Origin of the sequence: Frankia sp. QA3 (assembly GCF_000262465.1) — a bacterium.
Taxonomy (GTDB): Bacteria; Actinomycetota; Actinomycetes; order Frankiales; family Frankiaceae; genus Frankia.
In genome coordinates this window covers 7,490,497-7,508,457 of sequence record NZ_CM001489.1, presented here as the reverse complement: position 1 = coordinate 7,508,457, position 17,961 = coordinate 7,490,497, and the positions used below count along the sequence as shown (strand labels likewise).

Sequence of the window (17,961 nt, the reverse complement as noted above, 5' to 3'; positions counted from 1 at the left end):
GGCTGACCCACGACGCCGGCTGACCCACGACGCCGGCTGACCCACGACGGGCCCGGGACGAATGACCTGCCCCAGGTCGTTCGACCCGGGCCCGACGGCCTTCCCGGAGCGGGTCACCACCATCGCCGGACCGGCGCGTGTGGGCCCGCCCGCCACCGAACGCCACACCGGGCGGCCTCGGCTCCCGGCGACCGGCGATCACACCCCTCGCGAGCTGCGCCTTCGGCCGCGGGACCGCGTCGGGGTATCTCCCGATCCCACCCGTCAGGGGGAGACGGCGCGGCGGCTGCCGTCCGTCCGGGCACCCCCGGTCCACCCCGGCGGGGGCGCCACCATCGGACGGACGCGGTGCGCCGCGGTACCCCCGGTCCCACCCCCGCACGGAGGTACCGTCGCCGCGGCCCCGCCCACCCGTGCCGCCGGCCGACCGTGCGGGCCCGCACCGGCGCCCCGGCCGATCCGGGCGGCCCGCACCGGCGCCATCACCGCCGCGGGCATCGGCACGCAGGAGCCGCCGGCGCAGCCGACACCACCCGCCCGTGCCGGCACTCGCAGGGAAAACGCCGCCCGAGCGGGCCCCGGCCGATCCGGGCGGGACCGGCGGGCACCCGCCCGACCGTGGTGTCACGAGCCTCACCTTGGCGGGCTCCGGCGGCACGCGCCGCGACCCACCGGCACCATCGTTACCCTAAGTGACCATGACGGCCGACACCGACGTGCCAAACCGCCCCCGGCAGCCATGCCGATCCGTCCTGCGCCCGTATTGGCACCGTCGTGCCGGCACCGTCATGCCCTGCCTAATGGCACAACGAGTTCCACATCGGGGCCGCAAACACTAGTCTCACGGAGGTGACATCGGGAGATCGGCGACGCGGCGTACAACACCGCGGACCCCACGCAGGCGGCACTCCCCGCGCACGCCGCCCCGCGCAGCTACGGTGTCGGAGAGCGACGAGATGTGGCCTGCCTGGAACGCGGGACCATGAAGTGATCAGGTACGGTCGCCGCATCCGTCGCGCCGCCCACGATCCGGCCGGCGACGGGACGTCCGGCCGGTTCACCCGCACGGATTCGGACGACGGCTGCCCGGCGCAGGCCGCGACGGTCGAGGAGGACGAGGTGAACGGTGTCACGACGACCCCCACACCCACGGTGGCACCATCCGCGCCGTGGCCGGGCAGGCTCGCGGTGACCCCGCGGCGATCCGTGCGCGCCGGGGCTCCCGCCAGAGACGGGCGGGTAGCATGATCCTTCGAGCCCGCCGCATCGAACGGCTGGAAGAGCATCCCAACCTGCGGGGCATCCTCGGCATCCTCGCCCAGCTCGTGCACACCACCGACGCCGAGCTCGGCTCGCTCGCCGCCGCCTGGCGCAACTCCGGCTACCTGGCCGCCGCCCGGGACAAGTCGCTGGCCCCCGACTCGCCGCTGATCGTCGAGGTGCTGGCCGCCTTCGACGCGCTGAGCGCGATCTACGCCGACGACCTCGCCGGCGCCGACTACGTCACCGTCGAGCCGTCGGTGGCGGCCACCGCGCTGCGCGCGATGCGCGACGCCGTCGCCGCCTCCTACGCCCGGCCCATCCTCGGCCGCGCCGAGTACGCCGCGCTCATGCGGCCCTGGCGCACGGTCTACCCGCGGGCGCGGTCGCACGAGCCGGACCTCGGCCCGGCCGCCGCGGACGTCAAGCGGGTCCTCGCCGCGCTACCGGTCCTCGCCGGTCGCTGCCACGACCCGGACAGCCTGGAGGTCTTCGACGGGCTGCTGGTCAGCGCCCTGACCCGGGACGACTCCGCCCACCAGCAGGCCATGGACGCCGCGTTCGCCAGCGCCGTGGTGACCGGCCGGCGCCGGGTGTGGACGCTCGTGCGCCGCAGCGCCGCCGAAGGGTTCTGGCGGCTGTGCCCGGACTGCCGCGGCCAGCGCGCCGCCACCGACTCCAGCGAGGATCACCGGGTCATGGAGCTGTGCGCCGACCTGGCCTGCGCGCTGCTCGTCGAGGACCTCCTCGACGCCGGCCAGTTCACGCAGCTCACCCGCCCGCTGCACACGCTCATCCCGCTCCAGCACCGCGGCGGCTGAGCTCCTCGGCAGCAGCCGCCGGGCGTCGGGCGCCGGGCATCAGCCGTCGCCGGGGCGGCGCGGGCGGTAGACGATCAGCCGGGCGCCGCTCGGGGTGATCACGATCCGCTCCACCCCCTCGGTGACCTCGCCGTCACAGGCGAAGGGCAGGGGCCCGGGCTGGCGGGAGGAGATCAGGACCCGTTCCACCGTGCGCTGCTCGTACACCCGGCTGCGGCCGAGACGGCCGGTGAGGACGGCCCCGACCAGCCGCAGCCGGGCCAGCGGCGCCGACGCGTCAACGACCCGCAGGTCGAGCAGGCTCTCGTCGAGCCGGTTGCGGTAGGTCGGCGCGAAGCCGTCGGGGCGGTACACCCCGTTGCCAACGAAGATCAGCCAGACCCGGCGGCGCTCCGAGTCGATCTCCACGTCGAACGGCGGCTCGTGGCGCAGCACCCAGCACAGCGCAATGATCATCGCGGGCCACTTGCCGATGCGCCGCTCGAACCGTTCGCGCACGGCCACCATGTCGGGGTAGCCGCCCAGACTCGCGGTGTTCACGAAGATCCGGGAGAACCGGTCGAACACCGCGGAGATGCCGTCGGCCCGGCCGAGGTCGACGGCGACCGCCGAACCCTCGAGGATCGCCTGCACCGAGTCGCCGGCGCCGACCAGGCCCAGGTCGGCGGCGAAGTGGTTGAGCGTGCCCGCCGGGAAGACCGCCAGCGGCATGCCGCGGGCCAGCGCCACCTGCGCGGCGGCGTTGATGCTTCCGTCGCCGCCGGCGATGCCCAGCACCCTCGACTTCGCCGCGGCGGTGGTCAGGGCGGTGGCCATGTCGTCGGCCGGCCCGACCTCGACGACCTCCGCCCGCGGCAGGTCGGCGCGGAGCACGGCGAGCAGATCGGTGTGGTTGCCCGGGCCGGAGCGCGCGTTGACGACGACGGTGAGGCCCTCCCCTTCGGGCAGGGCGGGCGCCCAGGCCGACGCCGGGCTCGCCCGGGCCGGTACCCACGGCCGGCGCGGCATCACCTTCGTCGTGAGCAGGCCCGCGCCGATGCCCAGCAGGATCCCCGCGGCCACGTCCCCGGGATAGTGCACCCCGACGTACACCCGGGAGAACGCCACGGTGGCGGCGAGGGCTGCCACCGGTACCGCCGCCCCGGGCGCGTCGAGAGCGACCCCGGTCGCGAAGGCGGCGGCGGACGCGGCGTGCCCGGAGGGGAACGAGAAGGTCGTCAGGTCGCGAGAGAGCCGGCGCAGCGGCGGGATGCCGTGCGTGGGCGGCCGGTCACGGCGGAACACCAGCTTGGCCGGGCCATTGGCCAGGACGCTGGCGGCGCCGAGGCCGAGCAGGCCGCGGGCGGCGGCCGGGCGGCGCCGGCCCTTGGTGGCCCCCAGCGCCCCCGCCACGCCCCACCACAGCAGGCCGTGGTCGGCGGCGTGCGACAGCCGCGGCAGGACCGGGTCGAGCAGCGGGCGCCCGCCGGCAAGCGCGGTGAACAGCGAGCGGTCCGCCCGGGTGAACGCCTGCATGAAGGTACGGCCGAGGGCGATGTCGCGGCGCATGAGCAGGCGGGCCCGGCGCCCGACCGGACTCGTCGCCGGCGGCAGGCCGGCCCCGGACCCGCGGGGCACCTCCGCCAGCCACCGGTCGACCAGGCGAGGCCGCCCACCCCTGGACCCGCTCACCACGCCACCCCGCGGGGCACTTCCCCGCGCTGACTCGACATTCCCCCGCACGGACCCGCCCGCCGATCTCGCCGTCACGCCCGGCACCGTACCCGCCCGCGGGGCCGTCGGATCAATCTGGACGAACCTCACAGGCCCCGGGCCGCGACACGCCGGCCGCGGGCGGCCACCACACGCCCGGCGGGCCGCTCTCGTCGCGGCGCCGGCGAGCCCGGCGAGGCCGGTCAGACCGGGACGGGGGCCTGGCTCGCCCGCCGCGGCGCCGGGGGCCGCGGGGCGCAGGCCACCCGCGGCAGGGCGCGCCGCGGCTCGATCGTACGGCCGGTGGGCAGAATCTCACCGGTGTCGTCGAACAGGATCACCCCGTTGCACAGCAGGCTCCAACCCTGGTCCCAGTGCTGGTTGGTCACCCGCGCGGCGTCTCGGTCGGCACCGTCCGCCGCGGGGCAGGGCGGGGAATGGGGGCAGCCACGCCGCGGCGGGGAAAGCGCGCGGGAGGCCGCGGAAGCGTAGGAAGCGTCTGGGTCGTCGGTCGGCGCAGGGAGCGTCGGCACCTCGTCTGAAACGCGAACAGCTTGCACGGGCACCAGACGTTACGCCTCCCCGTAAGAAGCGTCACACCGAGGCGCGCGTGAAGGCCCGACGTGTCTGGCGCGCCGCGGTGCGGGCCCGGCCGCGGGGCGCGTCCTGACCAGCCCTGACCAGCACAGGAGCCACGCGGCGCACATCTGGAACCAGCCGGACAGACCACGAGGTGTCCGCAGGTGGATACCGGTAACAGGACCCTGCGAGCAGATCGGTAAGTTACGGGACTGCGGCCGAGCGATCCGTGGCACCGACCGCCAGAATGGCTCACGTCGGTCCCGCCGATGCGTCCACCTGCTTGATTGGCGCCGGCAAGCCGGCGAGCGGTCATCCAACTCCCGTCACGGACAGCCACCGGTGGACGGTCGCGGGCACGCCCGGCCATAAAGGGGGTACGGACGATGGAGGGTGCCACGGGCACCGGCGCCGGCACCGTCGGGGGAACTCCCGCCACCGGCGGGACACCCCGTGCGCGGGGGCAGGCGTTCGAGGTCTCGGTCGTGATGCCGTGCCTCAACGAGCAGGACTCGGTCGGCGTGTGCGTGCGCAAGGCCCTTGCCGGGCTCGCCGCCGCGGACGCCGTCGGCGAGGTCGTCGTCGTCGACAACGGCTCGACGGACCGGTCGGCCGAGATCGCCCAGGAGGCGGGCGCCCGGGTCGTGCACGAGACGCGGCGCGGCTACGGCAACGCCTACCTGGCCGGCTTCGCCGCCGCGAAGGGCCGGCTGATCGTGATGGGCGACGCCGACGACTCCTACGACTTCTCCGATCTCTCCGCGCTGCTCGCCCCGCTGCGCGCCGGGCGGGCGGACTACGTGCTCGGCTCCCGCTTCGCCGGGAAGATCCTGCCCGGTGCCATGCCCTGGCTGCACCGCTACGTCGGCAACCCGGTGCTCACCGGCATCCTCAACCGCCTGTTCGACGTGCGCTCCTCCGACGCCCACTCGGGGATGCGCGCGTTCAGTCGCGAGGCCTACCTGCGGATGCGGCTGCGCTGCGAGGGGATGGAGCTGGCCAGCGAGCTGGTCATCGCCGCCGGGCGCGCCGGGCTGCGCATCGAGGAGGTACCGATCACCTACCACCCGCGGGTGGGTGACTCCAAGCTGCACTCGCTGCGCGACGGCTGGCGCCATCTGCGGTTCATGCTGCTGCTCGCGCCGCGGTACCTGTTCGTCCTGCCGGGCCTGGTGCTGCTGGCGCTCGGGCTCGTCGGCCAGGCGGTCCTGCTGCCCGGCTCGCTGGACCTCGGCTTCCACCGGCTGGACCTGCACTTCTCGATCCTGTTCGCGCTGCTGGCGCTGCTCGGCTGGCAGCTGGTGCTGCTTGGCGTCTGCGCGGACGTCCACAACCACGCGGTCGGCTGGCAGGAACGCCGCCGCTGGCCGCTGCCGTTGGTCCACCGGGTGTTCACCCTCGAACGCGGCCTGGCGCTCGGGACCGGGCTGTTCACGGTCGGATTCGTGGTCGACGTGGTGGTGCTCGTGCGGTGGCTCGCGAACGATCTCGGGCCGCTGAACGAGATGCGGCCGGCGCTGCTCGCGATGACGCTGATGGTGCTCGGCGCGCAGACCGCCTTCGGCTCGTTCTTCCTGCGGCTGCTGACCGCGGGGCCCAGCGGCGGGCATCGGCGCGCCACCGCCCGCTCGGCGATGCGGGCGCCCGGCGATCCGCCCGGCGGCGCTCCGCTGGTCGGCATGCACTACGAGACGCAGGAGCACCCGGCCGAGGCCGTCGGGTTCTGAGAACGGCGGACATCGACGATGGTCGTCCTGGGCAGGCACGTGTTCCCGCCGCCCCCTGATCGAGACGGCGGCTCCCCGCCCGCGGCTACGGCTACGGGCCCCGACGACCCCGTCTACCCCGTCGAGCCGGATCGCCCGGACGACCCCGTCTACCCCGTCGAGCCGGACCGGCTCGACGAGCCCGGCCATCGCGGCGACGAGGACGGCCGGGACGATCCGCACGGTTCCGGCGACGCGGGCCGCGCGGCGGGTGAACCGACGTCGCCCGACGCTCCGGTCATCCTCGGCGACGGTGCCGGGGACCAGCCGCCGCCGCGCCGCGGCCGCCGGCCGGTCCGGCACCTGCCGTTCGCGGTCCTGCTCGCCGCGGGCGTGGCGCTGCGGGCGGTCACCGCCTACGCCTACCGGCCGGCGTTCGAGTTCTACGGCGACTCCTACGCCTATCTACGCCTGTCGACGCTGAAGGCCCCCGACCGGATGCGCCCGGCGGGCTACCCGACGTTCCTGCGGCTGCTGTCGTTCACCGACGACCTCTGGTGGATCACCGTCGTCCAGCACGTGGCGGGCCTGGCGCTGGGCGTGGCCATCTACGTGCTGTTGGTGCACCGGCGGGTCGCGGCGCCGATCGCGGCGCTCGCCGCAGCGCCTGTTCTGCTCGACGCGTACGAGCTGGTCATCGAGCACTACGTGATGGCCGAGACGCTGTTCGCGGTGCTACTGGTCGCCGCGATCATCGCCCTGACCTGGTCGCCCCGCCCGTCGGTAGGGGCCTGCGGGCTCGCCGGGCTGCTGCTCGCCGGCGCCGGCCTGGTCCGCACGATCGGCGTGGCCATCGCCGTGCTGGTCGTCGGTTACCTGCTGCTTCGCCGGGTCGGGTGGCTTCGCTTCGCGACCTTCGCCGTCACCCTGGCCGTGCCGCTCGCCGCCTACGCGAACTGGTTCCACGGAACCCACGGGAAGTACGCGCTCACCGGCGGCGACGCGGTGTGGATGTACGGCCGGGTGGCGCCGATCGCCGACTGCGACCGGCTGCACCTGAGTCGGCCGCAGCTCGTGCTGTGCTCCCCGCATCCCGTCGACGAGCGGCCGGACCCCAGCTACTACGTGTGGAACGCCAACAGCCCGCACTGGCGGCTGCCTGTGCCCGCCGACGCACGGGACGCACGGGACGCACGGGACGCGCTGCTGCGCGACTTCACCCACCAGGTCATCCGCCACCAGTTCGGCGACTACGTCCGCATGGTCGGCGGGGAGCTCGTCCACTACTTCCGCCCGGGCCGGCCGATCGGGCACCGGGACTGGCCCGACGCCACCTGGCGCTTCCCCACCGGGGACGAGCCCCGCTACCTGCACAACGGCGAACCGCTGCTGGGCCTGCATGGCGACACGCCGAAGCGCGAGGTGCACGAGTCGGCCGCCGGCTTCCTGCGCGGGTACCAGCGGTACGGCTTCACCCCCGGTCCGGTGCTGGCCGCGCTGCTGCTGCTCGCCGTCGTCGCGATCGCGATGCCGGCCCGGCGCCGCGCCCCGCGGCTGGGCCTGCGCGGTGCCTGGGCCCGGCGACGCTGGCACGACCAGACGGTCGAGCACCGGCGGCTGCGCGCCGACACGGCCCTGCTCGCGGCGGCCGGCGCCATGATCCTCGTGGTGCCGGCGGCGACGGTCTGCTTCGACTACCGCTATCTGCTGCCCGTGCTCGTGCTGCTCCCGCCCGCCGCGGCGCTGGCGACCCGTCGGCTCGTCCTGGTGGGCCGTTCCCGCCGGGCGCCGGACGAGATCACCCGCGCCTCGCTGTGGGCTCCCGCCGTGCCGGAACCCGCGCTGACCGGGCCTTCCCTGACCAAGTCTGCGCTGACCGGGCCGTCGGGATCACGCCGCGCCGCCCAGGACCGCTCTGCCCCGGCTGGACCGGCAACCCGACCCACCGGCCCCGGCGATGCGACGACGGGCACCACGGTCCGGCGCCGGCACCGGCGCTGACCGGTTCAGCGGGTCCAGTCGAGGCCGAGGCGGGGGGCCTCCATGGCCGGGCAGGTGTCCATCACGACGTCCAGGCCGGCTTCACCGGCGCGGACTGCGGCCGCGTCGTCGCGGACGCCGAGCTGGAGCCAGACGCCCTTCGCGCCGATCTTCACGGCCTCGTCGACCACCGGCCCGGCAAGCTCCGAACGGACGAACAGGTCGACGACGTCGACGGCGAACGGGATCTCGCTCAGCGTCGCGTACCCCTGCTCCCCCGCGACCACCGGCGCCGAGGGGTGGACCGGCACCACCCTCTTGCCGTTTCGGCGCAGGTAGTCCGCGATGCCGAACGCGGTCCGCCGGGTGTCGTTGGACAGCCCGACGACCGCCCACACCTCGGTGTCGGCGAGCAGATGACGGATCGTGTCGTCGTCTCCGTAGCGCATGCCTGTGAACAACAGTGGCGACGGCTCGTGTCATCCAGTCGGGTGGAGGCGAGGGGATGGCCCCCGGGTATCGTCGGCCTCCGGCACCGTCGACCAGACCGGGGGGCGTCCGATGAGTGAGGTCGCGGCGGTCGTCTTCGACCTCGACGGCGTCCTGATCGACTCCGAGCAGGTGTGGGACGACGTCCGGCGCGCCTACGTGGCCGAGCGGGGCGGGCGCTGGGAGGCGGACAGCACCAGCCGGATGATGGGGATGAGCACCGCCGAATGGTCCGGCTACCTGGCCGAGCTCGGGGTGCCCGGGTCGCCGGAGGACATCGCCGGGGAGGTCCTGCGGCGCGTCGCCGACCGCTACGGCTCGGCTCCGCCGCTGCTGCCCGGCGCCGTCGACGCCGTGCGCGCGCTCGCCGCGCTGCACCCGCTGGGCCTGGCGAGCTCCTCCGCCCGGATGCTCATCGAGCTCGTCCTCGCGCACACGGGCCTGGCCGGGCTGTTCGGCGCCGTCGTCTCCTCGGAGGAGGTCGCGCGCGGCAAGCCGGCGCCGGACGTGTACCTGGAGGCCGCCCGGCGGCTCGGCGTGCCGGCCGGCGACTGCGTGGCGGTGGAGGACTCCACGAACGGGCTGCGCGCCGCCGCAGCCGCCGGGATGGCGGTCATCGCCGTGCCGAACCCGCATTTCCCACCCGACGAGGACGCCCTGCGCCTGGCCTCGGCCCGGGTGGCCACCACCGCGGAGCTCACCCCCGCCGTCGTCCAGGCCGCCGCTGACGAGCGGCGAGCGCGTACCGCCGGCTGAGACCGGGGGCGGTGGCGCGAAGCGGAGGGGTGGCGCGAAGCGGGGGCCGCGGGACGGGCGGACGCATAGGATCACCATGTGGACAACGCGGAAGTCGTCTCCTCCCGCGCGGGACGGCCCCGGCCGCGCTCGGCCGGCAGGACGGGTGGTCGGCGGTGAGCGACAAGCACGAGGTCACCCTCTCCGCCTCGGCCGAACGGGACCTGGCCAAGCTCGCCGAGCTCACCCGCGGCGAGGTCCGCCGGTTCCTCGACGGCAAGCTACGCGACGATCCACGCAAGGCCGGCACCCCGATTCCCGGCGAGCAGGTCGGCATGCACGAGGCCAGCGGCCGGACCTGGCGCATCCTCTACCGGATCGACGCGAACACCCGGACGGTGCGGGTCATGGTCGTCGCGCCGCGCGGTTCCCGCACCCGGATCGTGCCCACCATCGGCAACGCCAGCCCCGCCACCGGCTGGCGCCGCATCTGACCTGCGTCACTGCCGCCAGCCACCGCCGGCACGGGGGCAAGGCCGGCGGGTCGGGGGGAAGCGAGATCGTTGATGCGGTGGTGTGAGCGATCGCGCTGCTCGGCTCAGCGCTCCGCAAGGCCCGTCGCGTCTCGTACCACGCGGGCGTAACGACTGGTCATCATGTCCTGCGCTCTTCGGCCCGCAGGGCCGGCCAGCAGTGGCAGGAGTCCGTCGGGGCGGCTGAAGGCTGTGATGCCCAGCCAGACGGCATTGCCGGCGTCGCGCTCGACAACGAAGGCCTCCTCGCCGACCTCTGGATGATCAGGCAGAGTCCCGTAGGCGAAACCGCGGCGGTCGTCCTCGTCGAGCGCCCACACGACCCGGCAGGCAGCCAGTACGCCGACCCGTCCCCAGCCCGCGCACATCACCACGGTCGCCCCGACGTCCGCCCCGGAAGCAGTCGCCGCCAGCCTGAGGCCGGCGTGCCGATGCATCCGCCAGCTCATGATCAACGCAGCGGCGGCATCGAGCACGGGCCGTCCGTGGCCCAGCAACCTGCGACACCGCAGATGCCGATAGCCGGCAGGCAGGCTGCCGGCCGTCGCCCCACGCTCAGGGTAGGTCAGCTCCGCCTCCCGGTAGCGGGCCAACTCGCGCTCCAACCGTCCCGCGACGATCAGACGCATCCTCACAGGATCGCCGACCCGGGGACGGATCCGGAAAGGAGGAGGTCGCTCAGCAGAGCGAGGCCGCCAGAGGAGGTCAGGAGACGTTGACGCCGAAGTCCAGGGCGATTCCGCGCAGCCCGGAGGCGTAGCCCTGGCCGACGGCGCGGAACTTCCACTCGCCGCCGTAGCGGTACAGCTCACCGAAGATCATCGCGGTCTCGGTGGAGGCATCCTCGGTGAGGTCGTAGCGGGCCACCTCGGCACCGGTCGTGGCGTCGGTGACCCGGATGAAGGCGTCGCGGATCTGGCCGAAGGTCTGCCGGCGGGTGTCCGCATCGTAGATCGACACCGCGAAGACGACCTTTGCCGCCTGCGGGGTCAGCGTCCGCAGGTCGACGTTGATCTGCTCGTCGTCGCCGCCACCGCCGCCGACGAGGTTGTCGCCGAGGTGCTTGACCCCGCCGTCGGGGCTGACCAGGTTGTTGAAGAAGACGAAGTAGCCGTCGGAGAGCACCCGGCCGGCCTCGCTGACGACGATCGCGCTGGCGTCGAGGTCGTAGTCGGCACCGCTGGTCTGCCGCACCTTCCAGCCCAGCCCTATGGTCACAGCCGTGAGGTTGGGAGCGACCTTGCTCAGCGAGACATTCCCGCCCTTGGACAGCGACACGGACGTCATGTCCCACACCTTATTACCACCAGGGAACGACCCGAATGGGTGCGGCCCGACATCCCCGCCTCCGCCGGAGTCGAGCGGTGGCAGCCACGGCCGAGGACGGCCGGCGGACGGCCGCGGCGGCCTACGCGTCGGCGAGCCGCCAGCGGGCGGGTGCGCCGTCGTCGACGCGGGCGGCGCCGGTCGCCACCAGGGCGGCGAGGCACCCGAAGGTGTCGGTGACGGCGTTCTGCAGCGCCACGCCGCGCAGGTTGCGAAACGGGCGGTGCCAGGTCACGTGGTCGGCGATTTCCCAGACGGTGCTCGCACCAGCGCGCAGGCCCACGAGCACCTCGGCAAGCCGGCCCCGGTGCACCGCGTCGATCTCGGCGAGGCGGTGTTCCAGGCCGGTGAACCGGTGCTCGTGCGCCGGCAGGACCTCCGCGGCGTCCAGCCCGCGCAGCCGGGCGAGCGCGCGCAGGTGGTCACCGAGCGGGTCGGGATGGGACTCGTCGGGTTCGGGGGTGCCGACCACCGTCGACGGCAGCACGTGGTCGCCGGACAGCAGCAGCCGGTTGGCCGGCTCCCAGAAGCACAGGTGTCCCGGCGAATGGCCGGGAGTCCACAGCGCGCGCAGCTCCCACCCGGGGATGTCCGGTCGCCCACCGTCCTCGATCAGGACATCCGGGCGCGGAATCCGGCGTACGGCCGCCTGGGTGCCCTTGACCAGATGCTCGGTCATCTCGGCCGGGGCGCCGGCGCGGGCCATCAGCCCCGGGATCCGCGTGGCGAAGCCGTTCTCGAACTGGCTCAGGATCGCGTTGTCCAGCGGGTGCAGCGACACCCAGGCGCCGGACGCCTCCCGGATCCGGCCCGCCATCCCGAAGTGATCGAGATGGGCGTGGGTGACGACGACCCCCTGAACCTCAGCGACCGAGGTCCCGACCGTGTCCAACCCGGCCTCCAAGGCCGCGAAGGCGTCGTCGGAGTCCCAGCCGGCGTCGATCAGGTAGGGGCCGTCGGCGGTCTCGAACACGTAGACGGACACGTGGGCCGGCTTCGCCCAGGGCAGCGGGAGCGGGATGCTCCACAGCCCCGGCCGTACCTGCTCCACCGGCGGCAGCGGGCGGCGCCAGCGCACGGGCCGGGTGCCGGCGTCGCGCTGCACGGGTGCGGAGGGACGCCGTCCGACGTCGGGCGTGGTCATGCGTCGGGCGTGGTCATGCGTCGGGCGTGGTCATGGTCGTCGTTCCTCCAAGGGTCAGGTGGTCGACGGCGGGTTCGGGGGGCCGGCGAGTGCGGGGACTGTGCCGGGCGTACCTGGGGTGTCCGGCGCGCCTGGGATGTCCGGCGCGCCTGGGATGTCCGGCGCGCCTGGGATGTCCGGCGCGCCTGGGGTGTCGGGGGCCGAGGCGCCGAACGCGCCGAACAGGCGGGCGGCCTGGTCCGGACGGGGCACGACGAAGATGCCGACGCCCTCGACCAGGGGCCGGTCGGGTTCGGACTCCAGCGCGATCGTGCCGGCCGCGGTGATCTTCCGGTCGGCGACCTCGACGACCCGGCCGACGACGAGCAGCGGCGCCAGCAGCGGGATCGGCCCGCGGTAGCGGGTGGACAGGGAGACCGTCAGGCCGGACCGGCCACTCGCGCTGACGACGTCGCCCAGGACCTGGTCGAGCATCATGGCGCTCACCCCGCCGTGCAGGTAGCCGCGCGGCCCCTGGTAAGGCAGGCCGAGGGTGGCACGGCCGGTGAGGACCCCGTCTACCAATGTGGTCTCGAGCCAGGGCGCGATCGGGTTGGCCCGCCCGATGACCGGGTTGTAGAGCCACAGCTTCGCGGCCGGGTCGTCCAGCGGCGCGGGTGCACCGACGTCGCGCTGTTCGGCGGTCAGCGCGGGCAGACACTCGGCGATCCGGGCGGCGACGTCGAGCAGGGTCGCGGTCGGCGCCAGCGTCCGCACGGAGGCGTCGGTCAACGCGCGCAGGGCCGCGCCGAGCTGGGCGGCCGCGTCTCGCTGGGCCGCCAGGCCGTCCGCGGGCGGTGCCGGCTCCTCCCGGGCCGGCCGCGCCTGCGCAGCGACCTGGCGCGGCAACCCAAGCTCCTCCAGAGCAGCGTCCACGGCGTCGTCCACCCGTTTCCTCGGCGCCTGGCGGCGCGTCGTCTCGTCGGTCACCCCACGCCCGGGACGGCCGTACGGCGCCGCCGCCAATGCCCCGCCCACCCCACCCGCCGCGCCGCGGTTGGAGGAAAGGGAGAACGGGCACCACCTGGTGCCCGGCGGGCCTGCGCCACCCCTCGTCGGGTGTACGCGCACCCCCGGTCGATCCCGTCCGCGCCGAACGTTCATCGTGGTGACGCCTCAGCCACGCGGTGGAACCGAGTTGAGAATACCCCACCGGCCTGTTGACGGTCGCTCGACAGCCCACCCGGATCACGTGGGGTACGCCGCTCCGGCCTGGGTCCACAGGCCCTCGACCGCCACCGCCAGGGCACCGAGAACCCAGGAAAGTCCTGCACTACCGGCACGTTGCTCCCTCATGACGCCGGCCGGCCAAGCCCGCGCCCCGACGGGGGCGCGCTTCGTGAGCGAGATCACCCTGGATCTTCCGTACCCGGCCGATCGTGCGCCCCCGACGTCACACCGGTCAACAGAGTGCACTGAAATGGCGCCACACCGGAATCCGGTCGACGGTTGGCCACCGCAGCTTGCCGCCCCGCTCCCCCCGTCGTGCCACCATCCGGGGGCCGCGGCCGGGTGGTGGGCGGCCCGATCCCCGCCAACCACTATGGTCGGACCGATGATCCAGCCCGCGTCGACCACCGGTCCGGACCGGCTGCCCACCGCGGTCGGCCTCGTCGGCGACGTCGGGATGATCCGCCGGCTCAAGGCGCTCGCGCTGACGCAGCCGCTGCACGATCTCGACGTGCGCAAGGCCCGTCTGGACGGCGCGGACTTCTCCGTCTACGCGATGGCCGAACTCGGCCTGCATGCGATCGACCAGGTCACCGTGGCGATGGACTTCGACCGCGGCGCGGACCACGACCAGGTCTGCCGCCGCCTGGTCCCGCTCGCCGCCGCCCAGGCGCCCGACCGCCCGGCCGCCGAGCACGAACGGGTGGCGTCCTGGGTGCTGCACAACCTCATCAACGTCGGCAACGTCAACCGGGGCTTCGAGGCGGGTTACGGCACCCTGCACGCCGACGGCCGCTACGAACGGCGCCGCTTCGACTTCAAGCTGCTCGTCGAGTTCGCCGACCCGCACGGGGAGATCTACCTGCGGGCCACCGACGAGGCGGTGACCGTGCTGGTCGGAGCGTTGGACACCGACATCACCTCGGCGCAGGTCGCCGCCGAGGTCGCCCTCGACACGCTCATCCGCCGCGGCCGGCTCGCCGACGCCCGCAGCGCCGCGGAGGCGGCCCGCTACCGCACCGTGCAGTACGCCGAGCAGCTGCGCCGCCACCTCGACGCGACGCGGCGCAACGTCCTGGCCGTCGACTGGCTGCACGCGATGCCCGCCCTCGTCGACGAGGCCCTGCACCACGTCGAGCAGCGCTACCGGTACGAGAACGCGATCCTCACCCACATCCGCCGCTACCGCGACTCCGCCGACGACGCCGACCACAAACGCCAGGCCGCCGACCTGGTCGCGATCGTCGGGGACTGCATCCGCCGGCACACCCAGCTCCAGGCCCGGCTGCTGGAGGCGGGCGCCGTGTTCCGTGCCGAGCAGGACCGCCAGCAGTTCGCCGTCACGCCGGCGCGCGGTGGCGTCGATCTGCATGCCCAGCTGCTGGTGCCGACGCTGGCGCTGGCCGCCGGGGACGCACAGCGCCCGGCGGCGGCGTTCTTCCCCGGTGCGGTCGGCGTGCGCACGCCCCGCGCCCCCCGGGTACTCGACCTGGTCGACCTGCTGCTGCGCCCGCCGGTGGAACGTGACACGCTCGGCGCCGAGGTGGTCGAGGCCGAGCTGGTGACACTGGCGGAGCCGGCGCGGTTCGACGACGAGACCTGGGCCCGCGCGCTCGGACTGCTCGACCTCGACCCGGCCGCACCGCGCCGGCTGTCGGCCCTGCTCGCCGACGCCCGCCGCCGGGGCGACCGGGACGTCGCCGAACTCGTCGCGCTGCTGGCCCTGCACGCGGTGAACCCGCGCGTCGACGCATCCCGGCAGGCGGGCGAGACCACCCTCACGGTCGCCGTCGACGACGGCACGGCGCTCGACGATCCGGAGTTCGGCGGCGCCGACCTGCTCGTCGGCCGGGCCCGGATCGTCGCCGCGGCCAGCGCGACGGCGGCCACGGCGGACGGCGCGGCGCTCGGGGATCCGCACGGCGCGGCGGAATCGTCGGACCCGGCTGGTATCACATCAATCCTGACGGAACTGGAGGCGACGGGTGGCGTGGCGGCGCCGGCGGGCGGGAGGTCGCGATGAGCGAGGAACCTGACGCGGGCGTCGGGGGCTCGCCGACCGGTGTGGGTGACCCGTTCGACCGCAGCCTGATCGACGGCACGCGGGAGGCCGAGCGGCGGCGCGCCGGCGCCCACGACGCGGCCCGGCTGGTGTCGTTCGGCCTGCGGTCCCGGCTGGTACCGGCACGTGACCTCGACTACCGCGACCTGGTCCGGCGTTACCTGCGGGAGGCCGAGTTCGCCGCGCTGACCCGGGCGATCGCCGCCGGCCTCGGGCTGGTCGTGCTCGACGTCTCCGAGCGGGCGGGCCTGGTCCCGGCCGGCGCCGAGGACTCGGCCTTCGCCGTCCGGATCGGTGACTACGCCCGCCGGGCCGGCGGCGAGCACCGCGCGGCCGACCGGCTGCTGCACGCCCTCGCCCAGCTCGCCGTCGCCGCGCTCGCCTACCCGCGGCCGGCCGACCTCGCCGACGCCTCCTACGTCGGGCGGGTCAGCGTGCACGGCGTCGACGCCTTCGTCCGGGAGACCTGCCGGCTGCTGGCCGAACGCACCGCCGCCGACGACCTGAACGTCGATCCGCCGGTCGACGCGCCGCAGCTGGAGGCCGCCTGGCGCCTCTACGCCCGGCGCACCTCGACCGGCACCACCCGCGACGCGCGCCGCCTCGCCGGGTCGACGACGGGAATCATCGCCCGGGCGATGAACTTCCTCGTCGAGTCGGGCTGCCTCGTCCCGGTCGGCGACGAGGCCGGCGGCACGTATCGGACCACGCCCCGCTATCAGGTCCAGGTCCGCGAGCTGGCCGCGGACGCGGCGTTCGAGGAGCTGCTGGCCCTCGGCGTGGTCACGGTCACCGACGGCGCCGGCAGCGTGCGGGTCCTCGTCGACGAGCCGGCCCTGCTGGAGGCTGCGCCGGCCGGGGAGGCCGCGGATGTATGAGCTGTCGCGGGTGCGGCTGCACTCGATCGGGCCGCCGGGCGCCCGTTTCGGCGACGTGCTGCTGGACTTCTCCGGGGTGGGCGCCCCGGTCGCCGGCCCGCGCCAGCACGCCCTGTTCCCGACCGCGCCCCGCCAGCGCGGCGATGCCGGCGTCCCCGGCGACCCGTCCCCGGCGGCCGCGGTGGGCGCAGGCGCGGCGATGCGCGCGGCGGGCGCGGGGGTGGCAATGGGCGCGGGGGCCGCAGCGGGCGCGATGGCCGTGCCCGGCAGTCCGGCCCGGCCGCGACGCCCCTCCCCCGCCTCCGTGCTGTTCCTGGAGAACGGCGGCGGCAAGAGCGTCCTGATCAAACTGATCTTCTCGGTGGTGCTGCCGGGCCGGCGGCAGGTCGTCGGCACCTCCAACGGGCGGGTGCTGGACAACTTCGTCCTGCCCGGCGACTGCGGTCACGTCGCCTGCGAGTGGCAGCACGCGGTGACCGGGCACCGGGTGGTGACCGGCAAGGTCAGCGAGTGGCGCGGCCGCGGCGGCGCCGACGCCACCCGGCTCACCGAGGCCTGGTACTCCTTCCGCCCGGGCGGCGGGCTGGAGATCACCTCCCTGCCGCTGACCGCCGAGGGCCGCCAGGTCACCCTCGCCGGGTTGCGGGGCCGGCTCCACGACGCCCACGCGGCCGACCCGGCGCTCGACCTGACCTGGGAGACGCATCAGGGCGCCTGGCGGGAGCACCTGGACGCCCTCGGCCTCGATCCGGAGCTGTTCCGGTACCAGCGGGCGATGAACGCCGGCGAGGGCGAGGCGGCCGAGGCGTTCTCGTTCGGCTCCGACGAGCAGTTCGTCGACTTTCTGCTGCGCGCCGTCACCCCGCCCGAGGACCCGGCGGGCATCGCCGACGTCGTCGACGGCTACGCGACCAAGCTCGCCGAGCGGGCCGCGCTCGGCGCCGAGCGGGAGTTCGTCGCGGGGGCGCTGGCGCGGCTCGCCCCGCTGGTGGAGGCGGTCGAGCGGCGCGCCACCGCCGGCGCGGGCTACGCGGACACCCGGGCCCGGATCGCGGACCTGCACGACGGCGTGCGGGCGAGGGTGCGCCGCGACGCCGCGGCCCTGGACGGGCTCGCCGCCCAGGTGCAGGCCGCCCGCGACGCCGAACGCGACGCCGACGAGGCCCGGGCGCGCCGGCACGGCGCCGTTCTCGCGCTGCGCCGGCGGATCGCCGAGCTGCGCCTCGCCGTCGCCGAGCGGGAGCGGGACCGGCTCGTCGCCGACGCCCGCGCGGCAGCCGCCGAAATCGACGCCTGGCGGGCGACCGAGGACGCGCTTCGCCTCGCGGCGGCGTCCGCCGAGGCGGAGCGGCTGACCAGCCTCGTCGCCGAGGCCGAGGACGTCGCCGCGCCGGCGCTGGCCGACCGCGACGGGGCCGCGCGGGCCCTGCTGCTCGGCCTGCACCGGCTGGCCGCGGCCTCCACCGAGGCGGCCCGCCAGGCAGAGGCCGAGGCCAGCGAGCACGACCGGCACGCCGCCGCGGCCGACCGCGCCGACCGCCGCGCCA

Annotated in this window: 14 protein-coding genes and 1 pseudogene; 8 read left to right on the top strand and 7 right to left on the bottom strand. The window is 74.9% G+C overall.

Annotated features, from left to right (window positions below; translation table 11 throughout):
* Window positions 1-1,244 precede the first annotated feature (1,244 nt).
* The gene (locus tag FRAQA3DRAFT_RS30715; protein WP_009742954.1) at window positions 1,245-2,081 is read left to right on the top strand and encodes a hypothetical protein; all 837 of its coding nucleotides are present in this window, start codon (window positions 1,245-1,247) and stop codon (window positions 2,079-2,081) included.
* 39 nt (window positions 2,082-2,120) lie between these two features.
* Here the strand turns inward: FRAQA3DRAFT_RS30715 and FRAQA3DRAFT_RS30710 are convergent, their stop codons facing one another.
* Both FRAQA3DRAFT_RS30710 and FRAQA3DRAFT_RS33940 read right to left on the bottom strand, forming a co-directional pair.
* A complete protein-coding gene (locus FRAQA3DRAFT_RS30710) occupies window positions 2,121-3,629 on the bottom strand; it encodes a bifunctional phosphatase PAP2/diacylglycerol kinase family protein (RefSeq protein WP_157468815.1) in 1,509 nt (502 codons plus the stop codon).
* A gap of 347 nt (window positions 3,630-3,976) precedes the next feature.
* Window positions 3,977-4,162, bottom strand: coding sequence for a DUF5999 family protein (locus FRAQA3DRAFT_RS33940; RefSeq protein ID WP_051054513.1), 186 nt, complete (start codon window positions 4,160-4,162; stop codon window positions 3,977-3,979).
* A 576-nt stretch (window positions 4,163-4,738) separates the two neighbouring features.
* Between FRAQA3DRAFT_RS33940 and FRAQA3DRAFT_RS30700 the strand changes: the two genes are divergently transcribed.
* Together FRAQA3DRAFT_RS30700 and FRAQA3DRAFT_RS30695 are read left to right on the top strand one after the other, a co-directional pair.
* Window positions 4,739-6,079 carry a glycosyltransferase family 2 protein gene (locus tag FRAQA3DRAFT_RS30700; protein ID WP_009742951.1) on the top strand — a complete coding sequence of 447 codons (1,341 nt, stop codon included), beginning with the start codon at window positions 4,739-4,741 and terminating at the stop codon, window positions 6,077-6,079.
* Between the two features lie 18 nt (window positions 6,080-6,097).
* Window positions 6,098-8,059, top strand: a complete 1,962-nt coding sequence (locus tag FRAQA3DRAFT_RS30695) for a hypothetical protein (RefSeq protein WP_009742950.1) — start codon at window positions 6,098-6,100, stop codon at window positions 8,057-8,059.
* A gap of 5 nt (window positions 8,060-8,064) precedes the next feature.
* On the opposite strand, the gene FRAQA3DRAFT_RS30690 is transcribed toward FRAQA3DRAFT_RS30695, so the two are convergent.
* Window positions 8,065-8,487 (bottom strand): CoA-binding protein, encoded by a 423-nt coding sequence (locus tag FRAQA3DRAFT_RS30690; protein ID WP_009742949.1) that lies wholly within the window; start codon window positions 8,485-8,487, stop codon window positions 8,065-8,067.
* Between the two features lie 112 nt (window positions 8,488-8,599).
* Here FRAQA3DRAFT_RS30690 and FRAQA3DRAFT_RS30685 point away from each other — a divergent pair, with 112 nt between their 5' ends.
* Both FRAQA3DRAFT_RS30685 and FRAQA3DRAFT_RS30680 read left to right on the top strand, forming a co-directional pair.
* Window positions 8,600-9,283 carry an HAD family phosphatase gene (locus tag FRAQA3DRAFT_RS30685; RefSeq protein WP_009742948.1) on the top strand — a complete coding sequence of 228 codons (684 nt, stop codon included), beginning with the start codon at window positions 8,600-8,602 and terminating at the stop codon, window positions 9,281-9,283.
* A 155-nt stretch (window positions 9,284-9,438) separates the two neighbouring features.
* Window positions 9,439-9,756, top strand: a complete 318-nt coding sequence (locus tag FRAQA3DRAFT_RS30680) for a type II toxin-antitoxin system RelE/ParE family toxin (protein WP_009742947.1) — start codon at window positions 9,439-9,441, stop codon at window positions 9,754-9,756.
* 104 nt (window positions 9,757-9,860) lie between these two features.
* Here FRAQA3DRAFT_RS30680 and FRAQA3DRAFT_RS30675 read toward each other — a convergent pair whose 3' ends face one another.
* From FRAQA3DRAFT_RS30675 to FRAQA3DRAFT_RS30660, 4 genes are all read right to left on the bottom strand, one after another.
* Window positions 9,861-10,424 (bottom strand): DUF1990 family protein, encoded by a 564-nt coding sequence (locus FRAQA3DRAFT_RS30675; protein ID WP_009742946.1) that lies wholly within the window; start codon window positions 10,422-10,424, stop codon window positions 9,861-9,863.
* Between the two features lie 76 nt (window positions 10,425-10,500).
* Window positions 10,501-11,082, bottom strand: a complete 582-nt coding sequence (locus tag FRAQA3DRAFT_RS30670; RefSeq protein ID WP_009742945.1) for a TerD family protein — start codon at window positions 11,080-11,082, stop codon at window positions 10,501-10,503.
* Between the two features lie 121 nt (window positions 11,083-11,203).
* The gene (locus tag FRAQA3DRAFT_RS30665; RefSeq protein ID WP_009742944.1) at window positions 11,204-12,265 is read right to left on the bottom strand and encodes an MBL fold metallo-hydrolase; all 1,062 of its coding nucleotides are present in this window, start codon (window positions 12,263-12,265) and stop codon (window positions 11,204-11,206) included.
* A 54-nt stretch (window positions 12,266-12,319) separates the two neighbouring features.
* Window positions 12,320-13,192, bottom strand: a complete 873-nt coding sequence (locus FRAQA3DRAFT_RS30660; RefSeq protein ID WP_232291829.1) for a PaaI family thioesterase — start codon at window positions 13,190-13,192, stop codon at window positions 12,320-12,322.
* A gap of 667 nt (window positions 13,193-13,859) precedes the next feature.
* Here FRAQA3DRAFT_RS30660 and FRAQA3DRAFT_RS30655 point away from each other — a divergent pair.
* From FRAQA3DRAFT_RS30655 to FRAQA3DRAFT_RS34345, 3 genes and pseudogenes are all read left to right on the top strand, one after another.
* Window positions 13,860-15,497, top strand: coding sequence for a hypothetical protein (locus FRAQA3DRAFT_RS30655; RefSeq protein ID WP_009742942.1), 1,638 nt, complete (start codon window positions 13,860-13,862; stop codon window positions 15,495-15,497).
* Window positions 15,494-16,414: a hypothetical protein gene (locus FRAQA3DRAFT_RS30650; protein ID WP_009742941.1), complete on the top strand. Its 921-nt coding sequence runs from the start codon at window positions 15,494-15,496 to the stop codon at window positions 16,412-16,414. The genes FRAQA3DRAFT_RS30655 and FRAQA3DRAFT_RS30650 overlap by 4 nt, the downstream gene beginning before the upstream one ends.
* Window positions 16,407-17,961, top strand: a pseudogene (locus tag FRAQA3DRAFT_RS34345) (hypothetical protein); the annotation flags it as partial. The gene FRAQA3DRAFT_RS30650 and the pseudogene FRAQA3DRAFT_RS34345, both read left to right, overlap by 8 nt.

What these genes read in the sequence shown, in the direction of transcription:
- FRAQA3DRAFT_RS30715 (WP_009742954.1), top strand. Translation starts at nt 1,245, where the DNA reads ATGATCCTTCGAGCCCGCCGCATCGAACGGCTGGAAGAGCATCCCAAC.
- FRAQA3DRAFT_RS30710 (WP_157468815.1), bottom strand. Translation starts at nt 3,629, where the DNA reads ATGCGCCGCGACATCGCCCTCGGCCGTACCTTCATGCAGGCGTTCACC.
- FRAQA3DRAFT_RS30700 (WP_009742951.1), top strand. Translation starts at nt 4,739, where the DNA reads ATGGAGGGTGCCACGGGCACCGGCGCCGGCACCGTCGGGGGAACTCCC.
- FRAQA3DRAFT_RS30695 (WP_009742950.1), top strand. Translation starts at nt 6,098, where the DNA reads ATGGTCGTCCTGGGCAGGCACGTGTTCCCGCCGCCCCCTGATCGAGAC.
- FRAQA3DRAFT_RS30690 (WP_009742949.1), bottom strand. Translation starts at nt 8,487, where the DNA reads ATGCGCTACGGAGACGACGACACGATCCGTCATCTGCTCGCCGACACC.
- FRAQA3DRAFT_RS30685 (WP_009742948.1), top strand. Translation starts at nt 8,600, where the DNA reads ATGAGTGAGGTCGCGGCGGTCGTCTTCGACCTCGACGGCGTCCTGATC.
- FRAQA3DRAFT_RS30675 (WP_009742946.1), bottom strand. Translation starts at nt 10,424, where the DNA reads ATGCGTCTGATCGTCGCGGGACGGTTGGAGCGCGAGTTGGCCCGCTAC.
- FRAQA3DRAFT_RS30670 (WP_009742945.1), bottom strand. Translation starts at nt 11,082, where the DNA reads ATGACGTCCGTGTCGCTGTCCAAGGGCGGGAATGTCTCGCTGAGCAAG.
- FRAQA3DRAFT_RS30665 (WP_009742944.1), bottom strand. Translation starts at nt 12,265, where the DNA reads ATGACCACGCCCGACGTCGGACGGCGTCCCTCCGCACCCGTGCAGCGC.
- FRAQA3DRAFT_RS30655 (WP_009742942.1), top strand. Translation starts at nt 13,860, where the DNA reads ATGATCCAGCCCGCGTCGACCACCGGTCCGGACCGGCTGCCCACCGCG.
- FRAQA3DRAFT_RS30650 (WP_009742941.1), top strand. Translation starts at nt 15,494, where the DNA reads ATGAGCGAGGAACCTGACGCGGGCGTCGGGGGCTCGCCGACCGGTGTG.